Origin of the sequence: Thiomicrorhabdus chilensis DSM 12352 (genome assembly GCF_000483485.1) — a bacterium.
GTDB lineage: Bacteria > Pseudomonadota > Gammaproteobacteria > Thiomicrospirales > Thiomicrospiraceae > Thiomicrorhabdus > Thiomicrorhabdus chilensis.
This window is the reverse complement of sequence record NZ_KI519609.1, coordinates 1439788-1458232: the sequence shown is the minus strand read 5'-3', so window position 1 is coordinate 1458232 and position 18445 is coordinate 1439788. Positions and strand designations below refer to the sequence as shown.

At 45.9% G+C, this 18445-nt stretch carries 21 protein-coding genes; 16 read left to right on the top strand and 5 right to left on the bottom strand.

The window, feature by feature from the left end; genetic code table 11:
- Positions 1-142 precede the first annotated feature (142 nt).
- On the bottom strand, positions 143-1315 hold the full coding sequence (locus B076_RS0107020; RefSeq protein ID WP_028486688.1) for a DEAD/DEAH box helicase: 1173 nt from the start codon (positions 1313-1315) through the stop codon (positions 143-145).
- A gap of 376 nt (positions 1316-1691) precedes the next feature.
- Between B076_RS0107020 and B076_RS0107015 the strand changes: the two genes are divergently transcribed.
- Together B076_RS0107015 and B076_RS0107010 are read left to right on the top strand one after the other, a co-directional pair.
- Entirely contained in the window at positions 1692-2549 is an 858-nt protein-coding gene (locus B076_RS0107015) for a sensor domain-containing protein (RefSeq protein ID WP_028486687.1), read from the top strand.
- Between the two features lie 297 nt (positions 2550-2846).
- Positions 2847-4085 carry a Glu/Leu/Phe/Val family dehydrogenase gene (locus B076_RS0107010; RefSeq protein ID WP_211230186.1) on the top strand — a complete coding sequence of 413 codons (1239 nt, stop codon included), beginning with the start codon at positions 2847-2849 and terminating at the stop codon, positions 4083-4085.
- A gap of 11 nt (positions 4086-4096) precedes the next feature.
- Here B076_RS0107010 and B076_RS0107005 read toward each other — a convergent pair whose 3' ends face one another.
- The gene (locus B076_RS0107005; protein ID WP_028486685.1) at positions 4097-5026 is read right to left on the bottom strand and encodes a hypothetical protein; all 930 of its coding nucleotides are present in this window, start codon (positions 5024-5026) and stop codon (positions 4097-4099) included.
- Between the two features lie 93 nt (positions 5027-5119).
- On the opposite strand from B076_RS0107005, the gene B076_RS0107000 reads away from it, so the two are divergent.
- Positions 5120-6193 carry a dihydrodipicolinate synthase family protein gene (locus tag B076_RS0107000; RefSeq protein WP_028486684.1) on the top strand — a complete coding sequence of 358 codons (1074 nt, stop codon included), beginning with the start codon at positions 5120-5122 and terminating at the stop codon, positions 6191-6193.
- Between the two features lie 74 nt (positions 6194-6267).
- Here the strand turns inward: B076_RS0107000 and B076_RS13270 are convergent, their stop codons facing one another.
- Positions 6268-6441, bottom strand: a complete 174-nt coding sequence (locus B076_RS13270; protein ID WP_157753530.1) for a hypothetical protein — start codon at positions 6439-6441, stop codon at positions 6268-6270.
- Here B076_RS13270 and B076_RS0106995 point away from each other — a divergent pair.
- Positions 6435-7622 carry a TlpA family protein disulfide reductase gene (locus B076_RS0106995; RefSeq protein ID WP_157753529.1) on the top strand — a complete coding sequence of 396 codons (1188 nt, stop codon included), beginning with the start codon at positions 6435-6437 and terminating at the stop codon, positions 7620-7622. The two genes, B076_RS13270 and B076_RS0106995, sit on opposite strands and share 7 nt — an antisense overlap.
- Before the next feature lie 593 nt (positions 7623-8215).
- Positions 8216-8539 (top strand): hypothetical protein, encoded by a 324-nt coding sequence (locus tag B076_RS0106990; protein ID WP_028486682.1) that lies wholly within the window; start codon positions 8216-8218, stop codon positions 8537-8539.
- Positions 8540-8604: 65 nt separating this feature from the next.
- Here B076_RS0106990 and B076_RS0106985 read toward each other — a convergent pair whose 3' ends face one another.
- Positions 8605-9162 carry an SgcJ/EcaC family oxidoreductase gene (locus B076_RS0106985; protein WP_028486681.1) on the bottom strand — a complete coding sequence of 186 codons (558 nt, stop codon included), beginning with the start codon at positions 9160-9162 and terminating at the stop codon, positions 8605-8607.
- 447 nt (positions 9163-9609) lie between these two features.
- On the opposite strand from B076_RS0106985, the gene B076_RS13265 reads away from it, so the two are divergent.
- The 5 genes from B076_RS13265 (at position 9610) to B076_RS0106955 (ending at position 13216) form a co-directional block, all read left to right on the top strand.
- Entirely contained in the window at positions 9610-9756 is a 147-nt protein-coding gene (locus tag B076_RS13265; RefSeq protein WP_157753528.1) for a hypothetical protein, read from the top strand.
- Positions 9757-9985: 229 nt separating this feature from the next.
- On the top strand, positions 9986-10684 hold the full coding sequence (locus B076_RS0106970; RefSeq protein ID WP_028486680.1) for a hypothetical protein: 699 nt from the start codon (positions 9986-9988) through the stop codon (positions 10682-10684).
- A 341-nt stretch (positions 10685-11025) separates the two neighbouring features.
- A complete protein-coding gene (gene parA, locus B076_RS0106965; protein ID WP_028486679.1) occupies positions 11026-11658 on the top strand; it encodes a ParA family partition ATPase in 633 nt (210 codons plus the stop codon).
- Entirely contained in the window at positions 11655-11948 is a 294-nt protein-coding gene (locus B076_RS12355) for a hypothetical protein (RefSeq protein WP_028486678.1), read from the top strand. The genes parA and B076_RS12355 overlap by 4 nt, the downstream gene beginning before the upstream one ends.
- A 149-nt stretch (positions 11949-12097) precedes the next feature.
- On the top strand, positions 12098-13216 hold the full coding sequence (locus B076_RS0106955) for a PQQ-dependent sugar dehydrogenase (protein WP_028486677.1): 1119 nt from the start codon (positions 12098-12100) through the stop codon (positions 13214-13216).
- Between the two features lie 17 nt (positions 13217-13233).
- Here the strand turns inward: B076_RS0106955 and B076_RS0106950 are convergent, their stop codons facing one another.
- Positions 13234-13878 (bottom strand): LysE family translocator, encoded by a 645-nt coding sequence (locus tag B076_RS0106950; protein WP_028486676.1) that lies wholly within the window; start codon positions 13876-13878, stop codon positions 13234-13236.
- A 183-nt stretch (positions 13879-14061) separates the two neighbouring features.
- On the opposite strand from B076_RS0106950, the gene B076_RS0106945 reads away from it, so the two are divergent.
- From B076_RS0106945 to B076_RS0106920, 6 genes are all read left to right on the top strand, one after another.
- A complete protein-coding gene (locus B076_RS0106945) occupies positions 14062-14757 on the top strand; it encodes a dUTP diphosphatase (RefSeq protein WP_028486675.1) in 696 nt (231 codons plus the stop codon).
- Between the two features lie 84 nt (positions 14758-14841).
- Positions 14842-15291 (top strand): DUF302 domain-containing protein, encoded by a 450-nt coding sequence (locus B076_RS0106940; protein ID WP_028486674.1) that lies wholly within the window; start codon positions 14842-14844, stop codon positions 15289-15291.
- Between the two features lie 133 nt (positions 15292-15424).
- On the top strand, positions 15425-15736 hold the full coding sequence (locus tag B076_RS0106935; RefSeq protein ID WP_028486673.1) for a hypothetical protein: 312 nt from the start codon (positions 15425-15427) through the stop codon (positions 15734-15736).
- A 216-nt stretch (positions 15737-15952) separates the two neighbouring features.
- Entirely contained in the window at positions 15953-16609 is a 657-nt protein-coding gene (locus B076_RS0106930) for an oxygen-insensitive NAD(P)H-dependent nitroreductase NfsB (RefSeq protein ID WP_028486672.1), read from the top strand.
- An 83-nt stretch (positions 16610-16692) separates the two neighbouring features.
- Positions 16693-17595, top strand: coding sequence for a GGDEF domain-containing protein (locus tag B076_RS0106925; RefSeq protein WP_028486671.1), 903 nt, complete (start codon positions 16693-16695; stop codon positions 17593-17595).
- Positions 17596-17788: 193 nt separating this feature from the next.
- Positions 17789-18427 (top strand): paraquat-inducible protein A, encoded by a 639-nt coding sequence (locus B076_RS0106920; RefSeq protein WP_028486670.1) that lies wholly within the window; start codon positions 17789-17791, stop codon positions 18425-18427.
- The last annotated feature ends 18 nt before the right edge of the window (positions 18428-18445 follow it).

Below are 18445 nucleotides of genomic sequence, written 5' to 3'. Positions count from 1 at the left end.
TAAAAGAAGATGAGCGTAACTATGATAATGAGATCGCAAAAAGCGAGCTTAAATCGTCACACTCAGGCCTTCTAAAGCAATTTTGCGATAATCCATTTTGGATAACGGTTAAAGCTCAAATTACACGGGCTTTATCAAAAAATTATCGACGCTGATAGTTCAGGATTGAAATCGGCACCACTTTTCTGACCGGAAAGCCTTCGATTTCTCGGCGTTCAATTAAATGCCCGAGCAGGCTTTCGATTGCGCAGAGGTTTTTAAAGTCGTCTTTGGAGACAAAGGAGATGGCCTCCCCGGTTTTGCCTGCTCGCCCTGTACGGCCGATTCGGTGAATGTAATCTTCGGCAGGATAGGGCAGGTCGTAATTGACGACTCGGCTCAGGTTTTCGATATCAATCCCTCTTGCCGCCACGCCGGTGGCCACTAAAAATTTCAATTTACCGGATTTGAAGGCGGCGAGCACTTTTTCACGACTGGCCTGGCTGCGGCCTGCGTGAATGGAGTCGGCTTCGATGCCGCGCTTGCCGAGCTGCTCCACCAATTTGGCGGCGGAGTGTTTTTTCTCGACGAAAATCAGCGCCTGATCCCACTGTTGTTCTTTAATCAAATGGCTCAGGAGTGCCGATTTGGTGTCTTTATCGACGGTAATCAACCACTGTTCGATTTTGGGCTTGGCTTTCTTTTTGGGCGAAACGGAAATTTCGGCGGCATCGTCGTACACGGTATCGGCCAAATAGCGCACGTCGTCCGTCAAGGTGGCGGAAAACAGCAAACTCTGACGGTCTCTGGGCAGGCGTTCGATGATTTTATTGAGGTCGCCAATAAAGCCCATGTCCAGCATTCTGTCGGCTTCGTCCAATACCAAAAACTCCAGGTCATCAAAGAACAGGGCGCGTTGATAAGCCAAATCCAACAGTCTTCCCGGCGTGGCGACCAGAATGTCGATGCCCTGTTTTAGATGCTGTATTTGCGGCTCCAAGTCTACACCGCCATAGACCGCCAGTGAGCTGGTATCCAGGTACTTTGCATATTCGGCCACATTGGCCTCCACTTGCACCGCCAATTCGCGCGTGGGCGTTAGAATCAGGGCGTGAACAGAGCGACCGCGTGGTTTGTCGTAGGTGCTGATTTTTTCCAACAATGGTAAAACAAAGCTGGCGGTTTTTCCGGTTCCGGTCTGTGCGGCGGCGATTAAATCTTTGCCCGATAGAATAATGGGGATGGCCTGTTTTTGAATCTCAGTTGGGGTTTGATAGCCTAGCTCGGACACGGCTTTTAAAATGGGATTGCATAATCCAAGCTTTGAAAATGACATATAAAACCTCGGGTTGGGTGTATTCAACGTGCGGTGCAGGCAAATTGAGTGAAAATTGGGGGAGTTGTGTTAGGCGGAATTATAAAGCAACGCACTGAATAAGCCGCATGTTTTTGGTTTTGTGTGTTTTCATCTTCTTTTTGAGTATTTCAAAAACCAAGGTTTGAACATAATGAAACCCGCTTTGAAAATGAGCAGGCCTGTCTATTTTGGATTGATCTTTGTTTTTATGATTTTAATGAACTTGCGTAGCGTTGACTGAACGACAGTTTATTTTTGGGCTTTAATAAAAGTTATGCCCCAATAACTTATATAACAGGTTTATTTTTTCTTAAGGGTTATAATCAAACGAATCTCTTCCGATGCATATAATATTATGAATTTGGATATCCTTAAACAACGCGCGAAGGCGTTTGATTACCTGTTCGATGCCGTGGTCGTGACGGATCTGCAGGGCATCATTACCGATTGGAACAAAGGTTCCGAAGATTTGTACGGTTACTCAAAAGACGAGGCCATTGGTCAATGCGTTAATATCCTACATGTGCCCGAGGACTCAGAGCGGATTACCTTTGAGGTGATATCAGCGGTTGAAAAATTTGGCAAATGGTCTGGTGAAATCAGGATGTTACATAAAAATGGGGATATTGGCTGGATTGAGTCCATGTGCGTGCCCATTTATGGTTCAGATGAACAGATGGTTGGCGCATTAGGGATCAACCGCGATATCACTAACCGTATTAAAGAAACCGAACGTCTCGAGCAATTGGCTCATTATGACTATCTCACCAAAGTCCCGAATCGTTTTTTGTTGCTTGAACGTCTTAAGCACTTAATTTCACAGTCGGAAAGGAGTAAAAGTCATTTCGCTCTGCTTTTCATTGATTTGGATGACTTTAAGGTTATCAATGACACAAAAGGCCACGTATTTGGCGATCTAGTGTTGATTGAAGCCGCTACGCGTTTAAAGAAAACGCTTCGTCATTCGGATACGGTTGCAAGAATCGGGGGGGATGAATTTGTTCTCTTATTGGAAAATGTGGCTGACAAAAACAATGTCTCAAAAATGATCCAAACCATAAACAAGGCATTGAACCGAGAATTTATCATTAATAATGAAAGAATTGAAATCAATTGTAGTATTGGTTTTGCATTCTACCCTGAAGATGGCACAACCACGGATAGCTTGTTCACAACCGCTGATGTGAATATGTATAAAGCCAAAGGACGATGAGCAAGGCTCTGGTCAGAAAAGGAATGAGCCCCTTTTTAGATGTTAATTATAAAATTTCATAGGCTTTTAGTTTGGTTTCATTGGCTTATATAGAGTGGTCTTTCATAGCGGGTTATATTTCTCAATGCGTTTAACCCGGTTTTCAGAGTAGATGCGCGTGTCATCCTGATAGGCATTCAGTTCGGCAGGTTCTCGGGTGGTGTCTTTTTCAAGTTATTAAAAAATGCTATGGTGAATGACCTCGGAGGTGATTTTCAGACGCCTCCGGTCTTATTGTTCAGCCAACGGGGGATGACTATGTATAGCTTTCTGGAACAGAGTTCTTTGATTCTACAAGAGGCCGGCAAGGTTGGCCAAATTGACCCGAATGTGATGCAGCTGTTAGAGGCACCGCAGAGAGTCATTTCTTTTCGTATCCCGCTTAAAATGGACGATGGTTCGTTTCGGGTTTTCGATGCGCACCGGGTTCGTTATAACGACGCCCTTGGACCCACGCGTGACGGTACGCGGATTTCACCCGAACTTGATTTGGACGAGGTTAAGGCATTAGCGTTGATTATGTCTGTCAAGCATGCGGCCGGTAAAATTCCCGCCGGGGGCGGAAAGGGCGGAATCGCTGCCGATCCCAAGGCATTGAGTGGTCGAGAGTTTGAGGCGTTGTGCCGTGGTTATATGCGCCACCTACATTCCAGCGGTTCTGCTTATGATGTTCCCGGAGCCGATGTGGGTACCAACCTGCAGACGATGTCTTGGATGTTGGATGAATTTGAATCTATTCATAATCGACACGAGCCAACGGCCGTGAATGACAAACCTCCGATCTTAGGGGGGACTTTAGGGGGGTATGAAGCGACCGGAAGTGGCGTTTTTGAGGTTTTTGAGGAGGCCGCTCGTGAAATCGGCCTCGAAATCGAAGGTGCCCGTGTTGCCATTCAAGGCTTCGGACAGGTTGGAGCCGTGGCCGCACAATGTTTTTTTACAGCAGGTTGTAAAGTCATTGCCATCAGCGACAGCCGTGGTGGTGTCTTTAGTGAAAATGGCATAGACGTCCCCACGTTGATTGAGCATAAACAGACAACCGGCCAGGTTTTGGGGCTTGAGGGAACACACGGTGTGACCAATGAAGAATTGATCGCTTGTGACTGCGATGTATTGGTGCCTGCCGCCTTGCAAGGAGTGATTACCTCAGATAACGCCGTGCACGTCAAAGCACGTTTGGTGGTTGAGGCCGCGAATGCGCCGACCACGATGGAGGCGGATAGGATTCTGGCCGAAAAGGGCGTGACGGTGGTGCCGGATGTACTCGCTAACGCCGGTAGCGTGCACCTGTGTCAGATGGAAAGAACACAAGGGTTATATGATAATTATTGGGACGAGGCCACCATAAACCAGTTTCGTCGTGAGCGATTATCGGGCGGATTTCATGCGGCTTTGAATACTGCAGCACGCTACCAGGTGACATCGGCTCGCATCGGAGCCTGGATCAATGCCCTTAAACGTATGGAAGAGGCGATTAAGATGCGCGGTTGGTGTTGATGGCATCCTCTTCAAACCGGTATGGCCAAGTCTGGCCCTCCTGTTGGCGAGCACCTGAGTTCAGGGTTTTCTTGTTGGATTAATTCCAATGCTACGGCGGCATTACGAACCCGTTCTTTGATCATATTGTCGTGGTATTCGGGTGGGTTCCAAGGCGCGTAGATCTGGGCTTCGGAAGGGCCGGGTTCAATTTTGAAGTAGCACGGCGCGGCAATGCGGGCAATTTCCGCGGCCTCGTAAAAACGCACAAACCCTCCCATTGAGTTGACCAGGCAAAGATAGACATCCATCGGAATGTCAATGCTGCTGCGAATAGCCGAGAGCATCGGCAGGTCTAAATCGGCTAAAGGGTTAAAGGTGTTGGCGCCAAGCGATTGCGCCACTTTGGCGCCGGCCGGATTGGCTTGGCCGGCGAATACGGAAAGTTTAAATATCACGTCGGCGGGGATGACGCCTTTTTGTTTGAGTTGGGTTACGAGCCAGAGCAGGCCTTCATCGGCGACTAAAAATCCTCGAATGCCGGCTTGAATGCAGCGATCTATATCTTTTAACCAGTGACGCACGCCTGTCATGCCGCGCATGCGCATTCCTGAAACCAATCCTTCGTCCGTCAGCATCTGGCGGCCGTTATCCCAGGCCCTGCGTGGTCCGGGTGTCATGACGACTTCTATACGCTGTTCCTTGGCGATTTGGGCGAAGTCGTTGAGTTCGGATTGGGTCAGGTAGGTTGCGCCGCCGACGGTGGCGATGATTCTGTGTACCGGAACCTGCTGTTTTTCGGCTTCACGAATCAAGGTTTCCAGAGCTGACACACGCTCCACACCGGAGATTTCGATTCGGTAGTGACCGCCGTCGGGAAAGCGCAGTTCCGACGAAGGCAGGTGGAGGTTGTCCTGAGTAGGTAGCCCGAGTTCTTCGAGCACCTGTTCTAGATTTTGCATGTTGTCTCCTCCGGAAAAGCGATTTAGTATAAGAACTTAGGTTGCATAGCATTCATCTTAACGCTGTTATGGTTATCATCACAAGGGGGCTAAATGTCCAAGCAGGATTTGTTGTGGATTAAAAAGTTGCTCAATAATCCAATCGACTTTTATCCGCAGGCAACGGTAGCCGCGTTTGACCCCACTTGCGGAAATCTGCCACGCCGTCAATTGGATGAAAGACGCACCCAATTGTTTCTTGAACGCTTGGCTCAAGCAGGAACACAAGCGGCGCTTATTGCTTCTTCCACCGGACAAGGGCATCTTCGTACGGTCGCGGAATTAGAAAGCTGGTTCCTTTGTGCGGCTGCGGCTGAGACCGGTTCCATGCGTTTGATCGGATTGTTGCGCCCAGAAGACGGCGTGGATGCCTGTGAAAATTTAATGGACGTGCTTTACGGGAGCGGTTATCCGATTGTTTTTTTCCGGCCGGGAAATGATTTGTCGGCCGATGCCGATACGACGCAGGTGGCCGATAGCCTGTCTCCATTCGTTGAGGCCGCAGCCAAGCGCGGACTGGCAATCGGACTTTATTCCATTTCGGATGTCAGTGGTCTGGCGTTGACACCTGAAGCGGTGGCTGAACTGATGCAACGCCCTGGAGGGGATCATATTGTTGCTGTTAAGGTGACCGAAGCCGACTATGAAGCGAGCACGGCTGGTTTTTTATCCCATACAAGGTTGAAAAACTTAAAGATCGTTCAGGGTTGGGACCCTTTTTTGAGTCGCGCTTTACAAGATGGACCGCGCTTTGACAAGCTGGCACGTCAGCGAGTGGGCATTACGTCAGGCATGATGTCTCTGGCACTCTATCAGTATGATTATATGCTTCAACAGGCGCAAGCCGGAAATTGGGCTGAGTTGGAACGCGCACAAAAAGCAGTGACCCCACTGTTCTCAGCCATGCAGGATGATCCGGAGCATTTTGCTGACTTGCAGCGCGCAAAGTATCTAATGGGGTTGGGACAGCCTATTTTAGGGCGAGTCACAGCTGTAGAGGTTGAGCGATTGTTTGAAGCCTTGAATAAGGTTGAAAACCGGGAGGATCGGATCAGGCTATCAAGAAGCTTGGATCTGATGAGTGATGGCCCATACCATCAACGTTTGTTGCAACTGTATCAAAGCTAATGGTGACGCTTGTGATGTGCTGCTGCTGAATAACGAAGTTTTCCTGACACTTTTCGGTTCGAGACAAACCGGTTTTAGTTCACAAAACGGCCTTTTGCGGTCAAAATAAAATCTTTCATCCATTTATTCTGATTGGCATTGCTTCTCTTTTTACCTAAGGGGTTATCAAGTGCATTATTGGTTTTCTTTTTTCTGTCTTTTTCTCTTTTCCATGCCGTCAATGGCAAGCGAAAGTATCCACTTGCCACTTGAGTCCGGCGAGGAGGTCACGGTCAATGTTTATCCGGCGACTTTTGGAGAGTCTGAAAAACCGATATTGATTTGGTTTACCGAGGGCTATGCCTCTAGAAAGCCGTTTAAGCAGTTGATTACCCAACTCAATGATGCGGGTTATACGTTCTGGCAAGTGGATTTGTTGGAGTCCTATTTTATGGAACGTACGCCCATCAATGTTCGGGGCTTAACCGGTGAAGGTGTGGAGGCGGTACTCAAGCAGGCCAGTCAACAAGGCCGTGCTTTTGTGCCGATCAGTACCGGTCGTATGAGTTTGGTGCTGTTGCGGGGTGCGCGCCTGTGGCAGCTTGCTCATACATCCAAGCAGGGTATCGGTAGCTTGCAACAAGTGATCACGTTTTTTCCGAATGTATTCGATGCGCCCAAAAAAGCGGGGGATGCCCCACAGTTGTTTCCGATTGTTTCTGCAACCAGTCTGCCGATTACGCTGGTGCAACCGACTGAAGGTACCTATAAATGGAAGCTACCGGAAATCATTGAGGCTTTGGAAAAGAATCAAAGCCAGGTCATGATTGTTGCTGTGCCGGATGTAAGGGATTGGTACTTTCTGCGCCGTGATCCCAATGAGTTAGAGAAAAAATCGGGAGAGGCCATTCCGTCACAACTTGAGCTTTGGCTAAAGGCCAGCAGAGTCTCCGCTCAAGCGACATTCAAACCGGTTGAGGAGCTGATTTCTCAAGACGCTACGACAAGCCTTAAGGGTTTGGTGCCCATTTCAAGCCGACTTGCTCCTGAGTTTATATTGAAAGATATCAATGGCAAATCGATCGATTTAAAAGATAAACGCGGTAAAGTCATATTGCTTAACTTTTGGGCCAGTTGGTGTCCGCCCTGTGTTAAAGAAATTCCGTCTATGAATCGGTTGGCACAGTCTTTCAATGCCGATCAGTTTGAAATTGTTTCGGTTAATTTTAAGGAGACGCCAGCAACCATTGAAGCGTTCTTAAAGCAGGTGCAGGTGGATTTTCCGGTGTTAATCGATTTGGACGGCCGGGTTTCCGCCCGCTATGAGATATTCTCATTTCCCAGCTCTTTCATCATTGATTCAAAGGGGCAGCTGCGCTATTCGGTGAATGCGGCCATTGAATGGGATGATCCGCAAATCCAATCCATTATCCAAAGACTGATTGATTAGTCGTTTGTGTGTAGCAAATAAACAGACAGTTAAAAAAATCAGCAGGCCTGTTGGTTTTAATGTTGAGCCTGTAATTAATTTAAATTAGAGGCCGTAGGGTAAACAAGGGGTCTATGTTAATTGAGTGGTAGATTTATAAGGGTATGTAAATTTTGTGATTGTTATCGGATATTAGCAAGCTTCTTTATTTTGTCTTAGGAGATTCATTTTTGAGGTCTCTTTCGCTTGTTCATTTCTTTGTGCTGACAAAGAAACGAACCAAAGAAAACAGCCCCTGCTCATTTCGTTAAGACCAACTAAAGCTTAGCCTCTGGCGACTTCGAACTCGCAAACTAAAGTTTGCTCAAACAACTCATCGCTTTCAGAGTCTTTCGTTAAGTTGGTCTAAAACTTAATTCAAAGGGGAGTAGCTTGCAGTCGGCTAAGCCTTATTTATCCTCTTACAAAACCATAAAACAATCACAAAATTTACATACTCATTTATAAAAAGCCTCAGTTCTCAAGAGTGATATAGCGGATAATGCACATTATCCAGATGTAAGGATGGGATTTTTAAATGTGCGTAATACAAAAACATTAAATAGGAAAAAGTTATGGGTCCGATGAATCCAATGAATCAAAAATATGTTGATTTAGTTAAAGATACCAATATTTCAGTCGAGCAACTGCTCGAACGTTTTGATTTGAATATTGAGCGAATCAGTGCCGATGATTATGACCATGGTCGCAAAGAGGATGAAAATCCGTTAAAAACATTAGATGTGCTTTCAAAGTGGTTAGAGGATGCGCTTGCACAAGGGGTTGGCGTAGAAGAACTCCAGTCTCGTGCCAAGAAGCTGGCTAAATGTGCTTTTGATCAAGGTTGCAGTCAAGAAGAGGTTAAGGAGCTTTTAACCATGCATCCCAGAGGGATGTGATAAATAGGCTTTTCAAAGCAATTTTAAAAAGGCTCCTATCTTGGAGCCTTTTGGGTTAAACCAGATTATTTCGCTTCGGGCATCATCGAGGAGTGATGATGAATAATCTTCCAGGTGTTGTTGCGGTATTCGTATACAAAGGTATAACGTGCTGGAACAATCTCTTTTTTGCCGTTGGTGGTCACTTCAAAATCATAAACCCCTGCATCGGTCAATTTATTGCAACCTTGCTTGATATTGCGTTGTTTGATGATTCCGAAAGGTTTTTTTTGTAGAAAATGTTTGAAGTAGTCTTCAATTTCGGCCGGGGTAGTGCGCGGTAGATTGGAAACCGTAGGCAGTAATACTGCATCTTCAGCATATAAGTCAGCGACTTTTTTAGCATCGCCGCTTTGCAAGGCAGTATTCCATTTAGTGAATAACTCATCAGCCAACTTTTTGGTGGCAGGCTGACAAACGACCGTTTCAGATGTGCTTGCGGTATCTATCGGCGAGTTATAGGCGGCCCGTCCGGTAATGGTTTGTTCAGTTTTGTTGCGATGGTAGTGACCAAAACTGATGTTGCCTTCAAGGCTTTGATTGATCCCTTTAGTACCTGAGATTTGATAACTTTTATTGTCCATCTTCATGCCTTGTAATATTTAGGCATTATTTTATCAAAAAGTCTGAATCATGAGTTTAATCATTTCATCAAGTCGGCTTTACCTACTTTCAGTATTTTTAGGCAGAGAGTCTAGACCGCATCCATCAAACTAATGCCTTTGAATAACGGAATAATCAGCAGGCCTGCTGGTTTTTGTTTGAGTGTCCGCTTTCATCCTATTTTTGTTGTTGTATCAAGGGATTCGATTATTGCCACTATCCTTTTTGATAGATGAAAGATTCACGGATTTAAGCGTTTTCATTGTCAATTCACGATAGAGTCTTAATAAACCATTAGCATAATATATATGCCTATAAAATTATTCTATTTATTGTTGACAGCGCTCTTCTTCTGATTATAATCATAAATAAAGTTGATCCATTATTAAATAATTTTATTATTGAGTCATTTTGTCAGGAGATATTCCATGAAAAAAAATCGCAGTCAATTACAGTCTATTGCTAAAAAAGGTTCTTTTTATGACGGCATTTTTGAAGTTGCCTTTATTTCTGCAATCTTACCTGTTGCTTTCTTAAGTTCGGTATCCGTCGCTTTGACTAGCGCCTCGCTATAAAGCATTCATTGCCCACCATTCGGGTGGGCAATTTCCTATTTTTCTACCTTGTTTCCATTTTTCTTATCCCGTAAAACCCGATCATAAAGAATCCATTTCCATTTCTTTCGGTTCTTCTGCATGTCACAAGTCAGAAGATTGACCCTTTTCCAAAATTTGTATGTCATTCATTGATTATTGGTTTCTATGCTAAAGTGAATGCTGAATGTATTGATTGAGTTTGAAGCTTATGCAAACGCTTTTTAGATCTCTTTTATGTTTTGTTCTGATTGGTTGTTTCTCTAATGTGACGGCTGAAATCGAAATCAGTCAGAGTCTGGACGGGTTAACGCCACAAGAAAAAGCGTGGTTATTAGACGATTCTAACCTGGATGCGATGACCGTTGCCTCCGAGCAATTGGTTTGGAGCGACAAAGCCAATAAACAGAGTTATTGGTTAAAAAATGAACTTAAAATTAATACGGACAGTCTCAAAACCGGCTGGGTTCAGTTCTCGCAATGCCATTTTCAACTCGACCCGGTGCCCAAAATAGAAGTGGCTTACCATCCGGAAAATACGCGTAATCTCAAGGTGGTGGCTTACCAGGGCATTGAACGGGCCCACGCGACACATCACCGGGTTGTTTTGACGAATGTCACGCGGGGTGCCCAGGTTTGCATTCAGGGTGAGAGTCGTACCTTGACGTTACTGGAGTCGGGTTTTTATATTCAACGTGGCCCTTACATGCGTAAGTTCCTTGACGGTTATTATCCGATGATTGTTGAAGAAATCATTGAACTCAATAAAATCAGGGCCGTCCTGGTCAAACATACTCCTATCAACCCAAAAGCAAAGGAGTCTGCTTCAAGCGGTGGTTCCTATCGATTCGCGTATTCGTTTGAAGGTCAGCTCAGACCCTATTATGAGTTCAACACAGCGCAAGATTGAAAAACCGTTTGCTGAACTTGAATTGTTTAACATGAGAACCAGAAAAGTCTTTAAAGCAAATGTTGTATAAATCTGTGGTTTTTCACTAGCGCTGACATTAGCGGATTGATTTGTCTGACTATCCATTATGGAGTTGAGCACTGGCCTCTGTAAGCACGATTTAGATGATATTCTGTAAAAGCGTCTCTGGAATAGGTAGCCTCACTGGTTTTTGCGCTTTTGCATGGTATTTTTAGATTGGTTATTACGCAATTAATCACAGTATAATGATTTTGTCTTATTGATAAGATGATGAAATGCGGCTGAAAAGCCAATGTTTAATATGAAATTTGGAAGCGTTTATGACGGCACGTATTTTTTCAATTGCGAATCAGAAGGGTGGCACGGGCAAGACGACCCTTAGTATGAACTTTGCGGCCGGTTTGGCACAGCGGGGGCGAGTCTTGCTGGTTGATGCCGATCCGCAGGGGTCAGCCAGCCAGTGGAGCAGAAGTTCTTCGGATGATAAGCCGTTTCCGGTTTCAGTGATTTCGGTGGGGGGGCAGTTGTCACGAGAAGTGACACGTTTTGCCGAGGATTACGATTTTATCGTAATTGACTGTCCACCCACTTTGGAAACCGGGGTGATGCAGTCTGCTTTGGGGGTGTCGGAGTCGGTTTTAATTCCGGTATTGCCGTCGCCGGTGGATTTGTGGGCCAGCATTCGCATTGCCGAAGCGATTGAGCACGCCAAACTCCGTAATCGAAAACTCAAACCGTACATTGTGGTGAATCAATTGGAGCCACGCAGTGCTTTATCCACGGCTATGAAAGAGGCTCTGGAAGAGTTTGATATTCCGGCTTTGCAGTCTGGCGTTCGTCGCCGTGCCATATATCGCAATGCCGCCATAGAAGGACTGAGCGTTTATTGTATTGGAAAGCGCGGGCAAACCGCGGCACAAGAAATAGATGAAATTATCGAGGAGTTACTATGACAGACACAAAACCAAAAACTACCACGGGTTCAAAACTAGCCAGTAGTGTACGCCGAGCCAAGACTTCACCGACAGAAGAAAAGACGCTCGAAGTTGAATCTGCAAAAGCTGAAAGCACCTCGTCTAAGCCCGCGGCAACGAGAAAAACGCCTGCTGCAACGAAAAAGCCGGCAGCGAGAAAAACACCGGCTACCAGAAAGGCTCCGGCAAAGAAGGCTGTGGAACAGGAAAAGCCGCGAGAGGAATCGGTCGCGCCTATGCCGTCCAACCGCCGAGTTTGGCCGGATTAAGCCGTCTTTTGAACGTCATTTAAAAATCAGCAGGCCTGTCTGTTTTGATGAAAAAACCCGCTTCTGCAAAGGCGGGTTTTTTTATTGGTGTTTTGACCGGTGTTTTTAAGTATTAAAATAAAATTCTGTTTATTTGACGGGAGTGACTTATGCGTTTTATGCGTTGGATTCGATCTGCTGTTTCAGCCGTAGTTTTGATGACCTTGGTTTACCAAAGCGTAAGCGCTGCGGACCAGCCTTTTCATATAGAGAAAGTTGCTTCGCAATTGGGTGTGGTTTGGGGCATGGAGTTGATCGATTCCAAACGCATTCTTTTCACCCAACGGTCGGGAAAGGCAGGCCTGCTGGATTTACGCAACAATCAAGTTACTTGGCTGTCGGGTTTGCCGGAGGTGCATGCGCACAACCAGGGCGGCTTGTTGGATGTGAAAATTCCAGCGGACTATGCGACACACGGCTGGATTTATTTCACCTACAGCAAGCCGGATTTGCTTCAGGCGCAAACCACTTTGGCTAGAGCCAGGTTGGAAAAGACGTCGCTGGTGGATTGGCAGGATTTATTGGTCACGGATTCGAAGAGTTTCAGAAACATTCATTTCGGTAGCCGGATTGCCTTTGATGACGCAGGACATCTGTTTTTCTCGATTGGTGACCGTGGGGAGCGCGCCAATGCGCAAGACCTGAGCAACCATGCCGGAAGCATCCTGCGCCTGAATCGCGACGGCAGTGTGCCTGAGGACAATCCGTTTGTGGGCGACCCCAATGTCCGTGACGAGATATGGAGTTTTGGTCATCGCAACCCCCAAGGTCTGTATTACGATTCTGCAACCAGTCAGCTCTGGGAGATTGAACACGGTCCAAGGGGCGGTGATGAAATCAATCTGATAGAGAAAGGCAAAAATTACGGCTGGCCGATTGTCTCCCAAGGCAAGGAGTATTTTTCCAATACACAGGTGGGGGTCAAACATAAGCCGGGCATGCAGGAACCGGTAAAAATCTATGTTCCCTCGATTGCCCCCAGCGATTTGATTCTCTATCGAGGTCAGGAATTTTCGGCCTGGCAGGGTGATCTCCTAACCGGTGCGCTCAAGTTGCAACACCTTAACCGTATCCGCTTCAATGACTCGCTTCAGCCAATCAGGGAACGCCGCTATTTGCAAGACCTGAATGAACGTATTCGCAGCCTCGCCGTGGATGCTTCCGGGCGGATTTATGTGGGTACGGATACCGGCCATATTTATCGGCTGAGCAATGCGAACCTCCATTGAGAGGGACGCTTGGGCTTTTACAGATTGGTCGGGGCGGCTTGATGGTTTTCGATCAGTGCCATTTTAATGCCGGTGTAGATTAAGGCGGTGCCGGCCACTTTGTTGATGAGGTTGATCACCCAGGCCTTGAGTTGTTGTTTGGCAAGGTGCGCCCCCAGGAAAGCATAGAGGCTGTACACCAGAATATCGGCAATGAAACAGGTCAAACCCATAATTAGAATTTGCGATAACAGTGGCTCGTTTGGGTTGATGAATTGCGGCAATAGCGCCGAAAAATACATCAGCGCCTTGGGGTTGGCGAACTGCACTACCAAACCTTGGCTGAATAGTTTGAAAGGGTGGGAGTCGGTTTGCGCCGAATTGAGCCGGATGGCTGAGGTTTTGCTGAAAAGTACGCTTAACCCAAGGTAGAGCAGAAAGATCACGCCGACCCATTTAATCAGGTTAAACAGCAGGCTGGATGCAATGATCAAGGTGGCGATGCCGGTGGCTGAAAGGGCGAAGAAGATCACATCGGCCGAGGCGATGCCCAGAATGCCCAGAAAGGCTTTGGAGGACTGTTGCGAAGCGCCCTGTGACGAGGCGACCATCGCCGAAGGTCCAGGCACCATGATCAGCAATACGGTGGTGATGAAAAACAGCGAATACAATTCCAAACTCATTGAGCCAATCCGTTTAAAAACAGGGTAAAGACGAATATTCTAGCACTGAAATGCATTGCGGATTGAGGGTAAATCTCTTGTCAGTCAAAGGACAGTAGATTAGGCCAGAGCCCCAAGAAGTGGATTGAGATATGCTATGATTATGAGTCGTTTTAATGATTAAAGACCGCTTGAGAGAAACTGATGCCAAACCACAATGCAATTCATGAAATGCTTTCCATGCAAAACACCCTGAATGAGATGACCAATGGTGAAAATTGGCGTTCGGGTCTGACTCAGTTGGGCAAGGTGATTGATTGGCGGCGATGCATCTATATGGAAACGGCGGAGTTGATTGACAGTTATCCGTGGAAGCATTGGAAAAGTGTGGAGGCGAAAACCGATATTGAGAATGTTCAAGTCGAATTGGTGGATATCTGGCACTTTCTGCTGAGTTTGGCGTTGGAACATTTTGATCTTGAAGAATCGGCAGGCCTGTTGGAAAAAGCCATGCAGGTCAGTCAAAAATCGCAAGAGTCGAAAAAAACGGACAATGAAAGCTCCGTGATCGATCAGGTCGCCATTCATGAAGAGATGATGCGGTTGGCGTTGCAAAAATCAGAGGTGTCTCAGGCGTATTTAACGGCTTTGGCAAGCGCTTTCTTCAATTCCTGCCAGGTGGCGGCTTTAAGTTTTGAGCAGTTGTATCAAATCTACATGGCGAAGAATGTGTTGAACAAGTTCAGACAGGACCACGGCTATAAAGAGGGCACCTACAGCAAACTCTGGAATGGCCGGGAAGATAATGTAGTGATGTTTGAAATCATCGCCAAGATGTCGGTGTTTTCCGGTGATGAACTTTACCTGAGTTTAAAACAATACTACAGCCAAGTGGGCTAGAGCATCGTTTCTGAAAAACGCTATGTTTATATGCAGGCTGCCGGCTTGTTGGAATCGAAAAGAGCTTTTGTCAAAGGACAGGCAATGAGAAGATGGATTTTTGCAATTTTATCGACACTGGTTTTCTCGACTTCAGCGATGGCCGAGGACAGTTTGATTCAGCTTGAAAGTCATTTCAACGTTGAGGAAACGGCGGCACGGATGGAACAGGTGTTGCAAGACAAGGGCATCACGGTTTTTGCTCGTGTTAATCATTCCGATGCCGCACATGGCGTGGGCATGGAGCTTAGAGACACGGTTTTGCTGATGTTCGGCAACCCCAAAATAGGCAGTCGCCTCATGCAATGTCAGCAAAGTGTTGCGATTGATTTGCCCTTGAAAGTGCTGATTTGGAAAGACGCCCATGAGAAGGTCTGGGTCTCATACAACGCCTTTTCTTATTTGCAGCATAGGCATCAGATTGAAGGGTGTGATACCACCTTATCCAAAATGCAAAAGGGGTTGGACACAATCGTCAAATTGTCAGTCAACTAATTCATCTAAAAGTCCTGACTAGCAGGCAGTTGAGCCGTGGAGGGCAGTGACTTTTAGTTTTTTATTAACAGGTTTTATAATCATGTCTTCTCTTAATAAGAAGGCGATTTTGCCATAGCGCGGAGGATTTTTTGTGGTTCAAGGTTACGATGATTTATATGAGGTGGTGCAATCCGCCATTGAAAATTATATGGAACAAGAGGATGCCGTTGAGATTGCCTTTGAGAAAAACGACAATCACTCTTGTTCGATGATCAATAAGCAGAACCGTAAAAAGTTTGTGTTGATGTTTGCCAAGTATGGCGATGAATATAAAGTGGGTTTTGCTTTTTATGAACCGGACGAATACGGTGCCGTGAAAAGCCCTTCGTGGATAGAAGACCTTTTTAACTATGATTTTGACGCTAATTTTGTACAGCATTTAATTACGGAACATCTGGTCTAATGCATTGGATCGGTCTGGTCTGCGGTTCATTGCAAAACCATCAGGCCTGTTCATATTGAGGCTGAATAACCCGCTTAATGATTTTGTTAAGCGGGTTTTTTATTGGCCGTTTTATTGGGTTTAAATGTTTAAATGAGTTGATGCCGTCTTCTCGGATTCATTGCAATTTATTATGATGGTGGTTAAAACCTGTTTTATCCAAAAGGGAGTGTAAAAATGAATTTAATTGAGGTTGCCAAAAAGCGTTACGCCACCAAGAAATTTGACAGCGGTCGATCCATTCCACAAGAAGTGTTTAAACAGATCAAGGGTCTGTTGCAACTGAGCCCTTCAAGCGTAAATTCGCAGCCTTGGCACTTTATTATTGCGGACAGTGAAGCCGGTAAAAAGCGTTTGAGCCGTGGCACTCAGGGGGTGTACAGTGCCAACGAAGCCAAGGTGCTGGACGCTTCCCATGTAATTCTTTTTTGTGCTAAAACCGACATGGACGATGATTATCTACAGCACTTGCTGGAAAATGAAGACAAAGACGGTCGTTTTCCGAAGCCTGAAAGCAAGGAAATGGTGAAGAAAGTCCGTGGATTTTATGCCGATTTGCACCGAAAAGAGCTTCAGGACACCCAATGTTGGATGGAAAAACAGGTGTATTTGAATATGGGCACAATCTTGTTGGCGGCCGGCGTTTTGGGCGTGGATGCCGTACCGATAGAGGGGGTGGATGTGAAGGTGCTGAATGAGGAGTTCGACTTGATCCGTCAAGGCTACACCGCTGTCGCGATGATCGCTTTAGGTTATCGTGATGAGGGCGATTTTAACGCTGATTTGCCAAAATCCAGATTGCCGCAAGCAGAATTGTTTACTTTCTTAAAGTAGACGCATTTATTTTTCAAGAATTAGAATGAGGTGTAACGTTATGTTTTTTAAAGCTCCGAAATTGAATTTCATAGAAATCATCCATGATTAATCTTGAACAAATGCCAGCCATTCTTGATGCGTTGCCGGATCCGGCTTTTTTGTTTTCAAGAAGCGGCAAATATGTAGCGATTTTCGGCGGGCGCGATAATCGTTACTATCACGACGGTAGTGGTCTTGTCGGTTTGTCTATTGCGGATTTGATTGAAGCCGAAAAAGCGGACTGGTTTCTTGAAAAAATCGATGAGGCTTTGCAATCTAGAAAATTATTGATTGAGGAATACGAACTAAGTAACAAAGATGTGAAAGGCTTACCAGATGACGGGCCGCAACAACCCATTTGGTTTGAGGGGCGTATTCAGGCACTGGAGTTTCTTGTCGAAGGTGAAGAAGTTGTATTATGGGTGGCGAGTAATATTTCTAAGCGACACCAATTGGAAGTTAAACTTCGTGAGCTAAGTGACACCGATCAACTGACCGGACTTTTCAATCGCAGAAGGCTTGAGCAAGACCTAGCATTGCATTTCGAAGCGTTTTCCCGGCATTCGACACCCACTTCTGTGGTGATGTACGATTTAGATAATCTAAAACAGCTCAACGACCGATTCGGTCATCACGTTGGAGACGAGGCCATTCTGATGGTTACCGGCATTTGCCAATCTCACTTAAGAAAAACCGATATTGCATGCCGTTTTGGTGGGGATGAATTCATTATTGTTTTGCCGGGCATTGAATTGGAACATGCGGTTCAATTTTCCGAGAGGCTGAAAGAGTTTTTTAAACAAGGTTTGGAGCGTTTTCGTGCTGATGGTGCCGATGTGTCCGTCAGTCTTGGCGTGACAACCTTCATGCCGACGGATACCTCTTATCAAGATACCTTGAAGCGCGTAGATGACGCTTTGTACTCGGCCAAGAAAAATGGTAAAAACCAGATTGTCATTGCATGATCGGAAAACGTTTTCGATACTTTTCTAGAGTGATGTTCATTGCTGTTTGCGTCAAAGGCGTTGCCTGTCATCGCTATCTTTATGGGGCGGGCTAATCACTTTGTGGATGATTGACAAAGCTAAACCCTGTTTACAGCGTCGATCGAACGAATCAAACGTATAATTTTGCAACTTTTTAACGGTAGAAAAAATAATGATATATCGACAATATGTGGGGCTTGTGCTGTTGGCCTTAGCGTATGGCCTGCTGATTCCCGGCATCAGCGAACCCGTCTTGCATGTGGTTACTACTCTGGATAAATCGGAGTTGGCCAATATGGGTCAAGAAGCGTTATTGGCGAGCCCAGAGATTCCTTCGTTCATAAAGTCGATGGCGACTGAGTTGTTTAATAATGTCACGGTTGAAGGCACTGTGGTGATTCAAGATACCGCTAAAAGCATTTTAGACACATCGGAACTCTTGTGGAACCAGGGGAATCGCACCGTTGCGGCCTTGATTCTGTTTTTTAGTGTGGTGGTGCCGGTCATTAAGGCAGGTCTGCTGATTGTGCATTTAGGTTTTCAGCGATATTTCTGGGGGCAGATGGCCGGAAAAATCAGTTCGGGGTTAAGCAAATGGTCAATGGCGGATGTATTTGTAATGGCCTTGATTATCTCGTTCTTAGCCATTAAAGCCAGCGCCGGAAGTTCACCGTTAGTGGAAACCAGTATTGCTTTTGAAGTGGGGTTTTACTACTTTTTGGGTTATTGCCTGTTCTCTATTGCGGGCAGTCAGCTGTTGGCGACAACCCAGTCAAGCGTGGGTGAAGTGTCAGCAAAAGAGTGCATTTGATAGATCTTAGGAAAAGTT